The sequence below is a fragment of the Herbidospora yilanensis genome (assembly GCF_001570565.1).
Taxonomy (GTDB): domain Bacteria; phylum Actinomycetota; class Actinomycetes; order Streptosporangiales; family Streptosporangiaceae; genus Herbidospora; species Herbidospora yilanensis.
Map to the genome: position 1 here is coordinate 1 of NZ_BBXE01000060.1, position 8,688 is coordinate 8,688.

The window sequence follows — 8,688 nt, forward strand, 5'->3', positions numbered from 1 at the left end:
AGCACGTGGAGTAGCTCTGGCACCAGGTCGCCGGTGAGCCCGAGGTCGACGCGGAACTGCCCGTCGGGATAGGCGCCAGCGCCCAGCCGGGCGATCCGCAGCGCGACCGCGCTCTTTCCGATACCCGGCGGGCCGGTCACCACGACGGGTTCCCGCGTCTCCAGCCACGTCAGCGCCTGGGCTGTTTCGGTCTCCCGCCCGACCAGGGCACGCGGTTCCTTCGGGAGACCCACCGGACGGACAGCTTCGTCCTGCCGTCGCACGTGGTCGTAGAGACGGGCCAGGACGTCGCCGGGAAGCACAGCGTCGGCGTAGGCGTGCCGGATGGACTCACGGTCGTCGAGGAAGCCACAGATCTTCTTGTGGTGCCAGACAACCCACTCCTTGATCGGAAGGTTCAGCTTCCCGATCTGATCCCTGATGGCGGCGTCGACCCGCTCGATCCCTCCGTTCCCCGGCAGCCCCGACAGCGTCACGTTAGTCACGATGACCAGATAGTCGGGGACGCGCCCCTTCCTGACCCGGTTGGATCCCTGATCGGCCCAGGCCCGCAGTTCCCTCGATATCTGGTCAATCAGCCAGGAGGCCTCTTTAGCCGGATCATCTCTCCGCTTGCGGAACTTGGCCTGAAGCACGCCGTAGCCGCGCCACGGGTTCTCAGGGGTCGGGAAGGAGCCCAGCCCCTCGAACGAAGCCTCGCGGCCTCCGTCGGGGCCGTCTCCGAAGAGCTCGACGGAGGGCCCCAGCACGTCGAGGGCAATGGCCTGCGCGAGGGCTTCGAAACGCTGTGGACCGAGGTTCGACAGAACGTAGTCAGTCACACCCCGCATCATGCCGACCCCCACCGACAGAACCGCTGAGTACGCCCCTCGCCCGGGCTGCACGTGCCGACCGAAGTGGTGCTCGACGGGGTGCGCCAACTCCGGGAGTTGCCCGACTTCGCCGAGGTGAAGGTCTCGCCGCTGCTGCTGGTGGCCAAGGCACTGGTCACGCCCTGCGTCGGGGTCTGGGCAGACCGCGTGCTACCAGCGACTCCACGAACTCCGGAGCCAACCCAGCTTTACGGCCGAGCCGATTACCGGCTACCCGGGAGAACTTCCATCCTCCTCCGGCAAGCCTTCGGACTCGTAACGGAGCAGAAGGGCACACTACGAATGACCTGGCAGCTCAGCTCGCTTGGCAACCCACGCGAGTACGCGACCTTCTTGGGGTTACCGACCATCGTCTGGTACTCCGCATTGTTCCGTGAGTCCGGCAAAGGCATTTGGTCTAATTCTGAGCGTCGTGCCTCAGGACCGCGTCTCGTCGTATCCGGCCGGATGAGTGGCTGCTTCCCGCCCGGATGCGGCGCCTCCCGCCAGGGAGCCCGGTGATGCGGGTTATCTGTGCAGCGACAGCCCCGTCATGTTGAACTGGTGGAGGATGTCCTCGGCCATGGCCCGGGCCACCGACTGGAGGTTCTCCAGGTCGGCCGCCGTCGAGATCTCGGTCGTGATCGGCCGGAAGCGACGCACAGTCCGCGCACCGGCCGGAACCTGGAGCTTGTTCGTCGAGAAGCCTCCGACGGTCCGGTCGCTGACAACGCTGAACGGCCATCCGGCTTCCTCGTCGCGGACCAGTTCGACGCGCATGGTCAGAACGCCTTGCGAACCCAAATGACGGCCATAGGTCTCGGCCGTCGCGACGAAGTCGGCGGTGAAGGACTCGACCATAGCGGCCGGCACGCGGTTGGTTCCCTCCTGGCGTTCCCCGTACCACCCTTCCAACGCGGCGGCCAGCGCGATCGACCCGTCATGGTGCAGTTCGACCCGGACGAAGTCGGCACGGCGATCAGGTTCCAAGCCCGGATTGGTTTCGACGACCCACCGGCGGAGACCAACTCCAGGGTTGAGCGCGGCCGATCCGAGTTCGCGCACGACTTGGAAGCGGTCATACCTTTCCGTCGGCACTATCTCCAAGGTGCGCTTCAACACCGACTCGAGGATCGCCGTGACCGTGCCACGTGCCGGCGGACCTGCAATCGCGGGCAGAGGCGTGCGCGGGGTGGCCACCCCGACGATCCACGCGGCCTGCTCCAGGTCGAGCTGCTCGCTGACCTCACCGACCATGTCGGTGAGGCGGGTGGACGCCATCGTGCGGGCCGCGAACCGCTCGGCATAGGCCCGTTCCAGATCCGGCTCGCGCATCCACTCGGTTTCGGGGCCGTGCCGGTAGGGGACGCCCAGCTTTTCGCCCTGGCCGATGATGTGGGGAGCGTCCGGGCTGCGGGGGATGGAGAGGACCAGGACGGTTTCGGAGCCGTCGGCGCTGGCCAGAGGGATGACCTGAAGACCCGCCACGTGCGGATGGAGGCGGCTGATGGCCAGCTTGCGCAGTCGCCGCTGTGCCGTCTCCGAGATGTCCACGCTGGCGATCGCCTTCGCCCGGCCGGTGCCTCGTTCCTCCTCGACGCCGTAGACGATCAGGCCGCCTCTGGTGTTGGCCATGGCGGCGATGTCTTTGGCGTACTCCTGTAGAAGTGGTTCTTCCTTGCCGGGGAGGGCGGCTTTCCAGTCGAGATCGTCCGTCTCGGTCACCTTCTGATCGACCGCGGCCTTGACCATGTCGAAGGTCAGCTCGGTGGGCGACTCACCGAGGGCAGCGTGGATTTGTGACCATGTGACAGGCATTGGCCGAGCGTATCCATCGAACGGCGGCGAACGCGGTCTGTTTATTTCCGCCGACCGGCGAGCCGTCGAGTATCAGCACTAGTTTCCACCGGAACCACTCCTTAGGGTCAACTCGACGACGTTGGCTGGATGGAGGTCGCCTTGCACCCACACCGGCGGGCCCTCCCACACGCCAGCCACGACCGCGTCGTCCCAGACGGCCCGGACATCAGCGGCAACGTCATCGAGGGCGACGGCCTGGAGGAGGTTCTCAAAGCCGGCCGTGCAGCTCCTGGGATGAGCACCGCGGTTCGTACTGATCGGTGCCTCGGCGGGCGCCTCACATGGAGCGCTCGCAGGAAGCTCGCCAGGGTGTCGGCCGGGTGGGCGGCGCGACTGATCGAGCCGTGGTCCAGCGGCTCGCCGGAAACCCACGTCATCACGGTCCAGTGCTGGGGAACCGCTCGGACGGTTCCCCAAACCGCACCGGGGTCGGCACCGGGAGCGGCAGGCGCGAGGCCAGCACGGGTTGCCGCCGACGCTCCTACCGGGGTCGGCACCGGGAGCGGCAGGCGCGAGGCCAGCACGGGTTGCCGCCGACGCTCCTTAAGCTGAAGCGCCGGGGTGGAGTCCATCCGCTGCATGCGCACTGCCAGCTCATCCCCGAGGCGCCACATCTGGTTGCCCCAGCCGCCCTCCACCTCACGGATGGCCAGCCGCCCTACGAGGTCTGGATGCTGCTCCAGCAGCAGGGCGCGAACCACGTCCGCGGTGATCTCAAGATTGGTGTCGTTCATGCGACGTCACGGTCCTGAGGCGGCAGACGAAGCGGCGCCCGCTCTCCGCAGCCAGGGGCCGTTGGGCATGCTGGTTCACCCACGGGAGCACTCCCGCGAAGATCTCGTCTTGAGTCCTGATCGTAGGTCGGCGCCTTGAACGCCGGCCGTGGCGAGTTCAGGCAGTCCAACAAAATAGAAGGCCACAGAATTTGCCGACCCGATGGAGTAGTCAGGCATACCTCATCGGCTTAAGGACGCCGTCATCGGAATAACTCGTCCATCCGCTCAGCCATTTGAACGGCACGTGGCCAGCCGACCCTGACGAATCGTTCGAGTAGTTTTCGGACGGCTGTGATGCAGTCTGGGTCATCCAGCACAACGCTTCTATGGTCGGCCAGATAGCGTGTGATCAGGTCGAGGACCGCGTCGAGGCCGAGCTGCTCTTGAACATAGGCAGCGTCTGCGGTGACCGAGCGAACAGCCAGCAGGAGAGCCGACTTGGGTTGTGCACTCCCAAGGTGTTCGGCAGTTTGGACAATGTGGTGCGTGACCCCTGGGTCTTGGATATGGCCGAGGCTTTCCAAAAGAGGAAGCGCGAGTCTGGAGAAGACACTGAGGTCGCCGTACTCTCTTGCGTCAGTGTCACCTCGGTCGAAGGCGCCACTTGCGAAATATACCTGTTGTGAAATATTTTCTGCAACAGACACGGCTTCCATGGCGCTATTTTCGGAAGCAGCGCCTTTCATGTCTGAAGCATTTCTTAATGCTGAGGCTGCGAGCATCAGCAGCTCAAATGATTTTTGTTGCACATCTCTCAGTGACGTCTCTGATGGATTCAGAAGTCCACGCAAGCATATAGCAATCGTCTTCACCGAGGCAGGATGGCCGATGGGGTCCGAAAGCCATACTCGTACTGTCGCTTCAGCGAAAGGGGTTGAATGTCTGACTGAAAGAATTGTCAGGCATTGAACGACGAAACCTGCCAACTTATCATGGAGTTCAGCTGTCTCAGGTCCAGGATCGAGCAGGTATGGCGAACCGCGTAGAGCAGAAAGCCTCGCGAAGATCTGGTCCACATCGTGGGGTCTACTATGGAGGTGTCGAACCACCGCCTCGATAAGCGTCGCGGCAATGTGCTGATCAGGTTCGGAGGCAAGCCGGCGCTCCGCCTCGGCCAACAACTCGTCGGTATCCGTGTAGATATTCGGGAGCGCCCTGATGCTGAGATAGCGATATATCCATTCGCCGCCGTCAAGATGACAGAGCAAGTCCTCCCCGAGCTGGGCGCCATGGGCTTGCCTCCACTCGGGCCGGGAAATGAGGATTCCGGCCGCCGTTAGGGCATTGGTCTGTGGTGTTTCTCCCCAACTCGCTAGCCTATGACTGTTAATTCCGAGCCCGCTGTGCGTACTGACGGGGCCAGGCATTGCTGCCTGCACGATAGCGAGGACCTGCTGGCCGATCAGAGTGTCAGGAAGAACAGCGGGAAGACGAGAGATCTGTGGCGCAATTCGGATCAAGAGATCTCCAATATCTGCGGCCTCGGACCCATCGGTATGACTTTCTAGAAGCAGTGGCCAGACTGCCAAGAGCCGCGGGTATGCAGCATCTCGCCCATCTGAACTATTGACCTGCGCAAGCGCTTCGCCAGCCTCACGCATAAGGCTTACCAGGGGCGATGAGGTAGGGCTGTCCTGCTCGGACTCTCCGACGAAATCCATCTCTTCATCGTCAATTTCGACGGGCGGCAGAGGATGGACCAGCCTGCCACTTTCCCTGAGATCATCGAGATGGCTCTTGGCCGCGTCATCGACGATTCGTCGTGAATCGAATGCACTCAGCAGAACGTCACGGCGACTGCGAGAATAGTCTCGCCCGGATTCTGAACCGTCGCCACCGGGCTCGGTCGCCTCGATAATAGCCCTCTCCAATGCTTGATGTTGGGCGGGAGAAAGCATGGGGGAAAGACGTACCGCCAAATGGCCTGCCGCTGCCCACGTCGCGCCGAAAGCGAAAAGCGCTGGTCCTACGAGAGCTGGAAGTAGATGGATGGAAAGGTAAGACTCAGTTCTTGCGGCCCGCCCTAGAAGACGATTCCACACTCCAGAATGGGCGAGTCGGTCGATAAGGACTGCGATGGCCTGACTGGTTACTTCGTTGCGAGTCCCAGCGAGTTCGTCCAGGCGATCGACGAGATTTTCCACCATTTTAGGCAGGATATGGTGCCCACCGAAGAACCGAAGATCCTCTCCATAGCGAACTCGAGGGCGGCTATCTGTCTGCGGTATGGAGTCGTACGGATAGCGCGCGGGGCGCTCTTCAATGATCTTCATGAGCAGCCGAGTTGCCGCCACAATATCTGACTCTGCAAAAGCCGCGAACTTCTGCCCAACCCGATACTGGGCGCCCTCCAGGTCCTGTTGTCGATTCGAAGTCAACGGCAAGATTCGGCTAGCGAGCATGTATGTCCGCTGTGATCGGTCATCTTCGAACGACCACACGCTTGAGCCAATATTGAAGGCTAGTTCACCGTCTTGCACTGCAATATCAGGTATTTTGTCGAGCAGCTGCCGTATAACCCCGACGCCTAGTCCGCGCAATACCGGTTCCGAGATGACCTGGCGAATAGTATCGGCGCATTCTTCTAGATCGAGCACTGCGGCCATGGCGAGGGCCGGGCCGCCGATATCAGCGAGGTGGGTCCGGCGGGGATCGTTAACGTCGGCCATGGCCATCCTTATGGCGACCAGAGTGGCCTGCACCCAGCAACGGGCTGCGTGAGTGCCCGGTGATGGCGGACGGTCACCTGCGGCGCGGAGACTCAACTGTGTCGTCAGCAGAGCCAGACCTGGATCGTCAACCTCCTGAGCATGAAGCGCTAAGGCCAAGAGAAGATCACCAAAAGCATCCAGAGCGATCGGACTGGCGCCCCGCACACCGATTCCAGCAGCGACGAGGAACGCAAGTCCTCTTGCATCGTCGACCGTCCAGCCTGCCGTCCCAACCGGAGCAATACATGCAGAGCTGAGTTGCTCCAGTTCAGTCCCTCCGCGTAGTTCACGGGCCGCGATGTCGGCGGCTGCCGCAGCTGCCAAGATGTGGCCGGAATGGTCGGCCATGAGACGCAGAGCGAGAAGCCAATATTCGGCCCGGGTGGGATCGCCATGCCAGGCGATAGCCAGCCGGTAGTCGAGGCTCGGACGAAGGACCATGGAGAGATCTGGATCGGCGTCGAGTGCGTCGGCAATACTAATGGCCACGTTGGTGTCACCAAGGGTGGTAATCGATGCCGCGTAGTCGAACAACACGGGATGAGCGAATCCGATCAGCGAGTCTTGGGACCACCGACTGGCTGAGACTTCCCTGAGCACTCCATCGTGAAGCAGGTCGCCGAGGACCGTTAGCATCCCAGAGTCATTCAGAACGTGATCGCGTGTGTGCTGGGACCGCGCCTTAACCATCGCGCGCACGAGTTCTCGCAGCACCTGCTGCCGTACTCGCCCCTGCGGAGCTTCACGAACCCGGAGCCGCCAGTATCTGTCGAGAAGATCTAGCCGGCTCCCCACCCTTGAGAAGTCCATATCCGGCTCGGCTTTGATCAGTTCGCCAACAAGATTCAGATTGAAAGGATTAGACAGCAGTTCCGACAGACGATCGCTGGGGGTGTCTAGGATCCGCCGCATCGCCGGTCCGCTCGAACGTACTGTCGCGATGTCCTCGGACGTGAGATTCCCCACGACGAGGTGGGCGACCCCGGAAAGTTCCGAATCGGCGTGGCCAGCATCGATCGGATGACCCGGAAACATTGCCTGCCAGCGCCGACCGTGGCGAAGATCGAATGATCGAATGCTGGCGATAATCCTCCATCGCGTACCGAGCAGGCGCTGGGCGAAGTTCGGGAGCCATGCCGCGGCATCGACGCCTCTGGATTGATCTACTCCGTCGAGGAGCAACAGTGCCGGCCTAGATCCCGTCCAGCCGGACAGCACATCAGAGAGGTCATGGTTCAAGTTCAGCTCGACGCGAGTCTCTCCGGCGGTTCCCCTCAACTGATCAGCAGTCAAGTAGACGACATCAGTACCGTCGGCCCCGCTCGTGACCGCGAATCGGTGAAGCACAACCGACTTGCCAACGCCGGGGTCGCCGGCAACTGCGACATTGCCGGTCGAGGCGGTTAAAGCCGATGAGACCGTACGAGGTATCTCCACCGGGCCGTCGGGCGTAGTGATCGCGAGATTCGTAGGCGGTGATGCGACATTTCCGGCAGTGATCTCTCGAAGTCTCTGGACATCACGACGAAGCCTCGCCACCGGCGTGAGATGGAATTTCCGCGTCTCGAGTTCACGGACGAGGTCGGAGCGTCGAAACCACGTCCGTTCAACGGCCAACGTCTGACCGATTTCTCCCAGTGCTACCCATAGGTCTGACACCCGTTCGGGTTCCTCAAGGAGATCCCGCAAATCCGGGAGGAGGGCGCGGGTATCGCTGCCATCAGATCTCAGGTCAAGCGCATGAATCGCAAGCGGGCGGAGAAGCTCTCGGAGAGTCGCCTCGTCGAGGTCCGTGCCATGACTGTTGCGCCACGACCGCCATAGGTGAGTACGCAACACCTTCAGAGCCCCGCGCTCCGGAGCATTGACGGCGGCCTCGTCCAAGGGAACACCGTCCGGCCAGGTGCGCAGGCGGTCTACGAGCGAAGCCATCGCCACCCGAATCGCGTTCGGCGCCGTCTCGTCAGTCACGATCAACACACGATCAACATGAGGGTCGATCAGGCGCAAACGATCTTGAAGCGGCGGTCGATCAGGGACTCCGCTATTGGCGATCGCCACGTGTTGATCAAGGGCGGCAGCAAGATCACTCGCCTTGTCCTCGCTGCATGCGAGCTTCTTTTTCGCCTGAACGCAAACCCATCCTTCGGCGTCGGTCAGCACACCCACGTCATCGACGGGCCGACCAGTCTGGCCGCCGAGAGCGATTACATTTTGGCCGGAGGCCCAACTCGGAAGAGGCGTCTCAGTGAGCATGTGGGCGGCCGCCCACGCCAGGCACCGACCCTCATGCCGAACTCCACCAGCAGTACCTGATCCGCCCGCCGAAGAATGTGTCATCGCTTCCCTATCACGTACACCAACGCCGGGAACGCTTCGCACGATCCCCTACCTCATGCGATATCAGGTACCTACGACACCCATGGCGTTCTCTGAGGCATGCGCGCCGACTGTTGTGTGTTCGTGACCGCTCTCACTCCACAGCACCCT

At 62.3% G+C, this 8,688-nt stretch carries 3 protein-coding genes and 1 pseudogene; all 4 read right to left on the minus strand.

Annotated elements, in window-relative coordinates:
* Nucleotides 1–821, minus strand: a pseudogene (locus tag AW273_RS35665) (hypothetical protein); the annotation flags it as partial.
* 558 nt (nucleotides 822–1,379) lie between these two features.
* Nucleotides 1,380–2,669, minus strand: a complete 1,290-nt coding sequence (locus AW273_RS35670; protein WP_083950311.1) for an AlbA family DNA-binding domain-containing protein — start codon at nucleotides 2,667–2,669, stop codon at nucleotides 1,380–1,382.
* Between the two features lie 107 nt (nucleotides 2,670–2,776).
* Nucleotides 2,777–3,445 carry a phosphotransferase gene (locus AW273_RS39460; RefSeq protein WP_369409355.1) on the minus strand — a complete coding sequence of 223 codons (669 nt, stop codon included), beginning with the start codon at nucleotides 3,443–3,445 and terminating at the stop codon, nucleotides 2,777–2,779.
* Between the two features lie 242 nt (nucleotides 3,446–3,687).
* A complete protein-coding gene (locus tag AW273_RS37715; protein WP_157556494.1) occupies nucleotides 3,688–8,361 on the minus strand; it encodes an NACHT domain-containing protein in 4,674 nt (1,557 codons plus the stop codon).
* Nucleotides 8,362–8,688: the final 327 nt, after the last annotated feature.

What these genes read in the sequence shown, in the direction of transcription:
- AW273_RS39460 (WP_369409355.1), bottom strand. Translation starts at nt 3,445, where the DNA reads ATGAACGACACCAATCTTGAGATCACCGCGGACGTGGTTCGCGCCCTG.
- AW273_RS35670 (WP_083950311.1), bottom strand. Translation starts at nt 2,669, where the DNA reads ATGCCTGTCACATGGTCACAAATCCACGCTGCCCTCGGTGAGTCGCCC.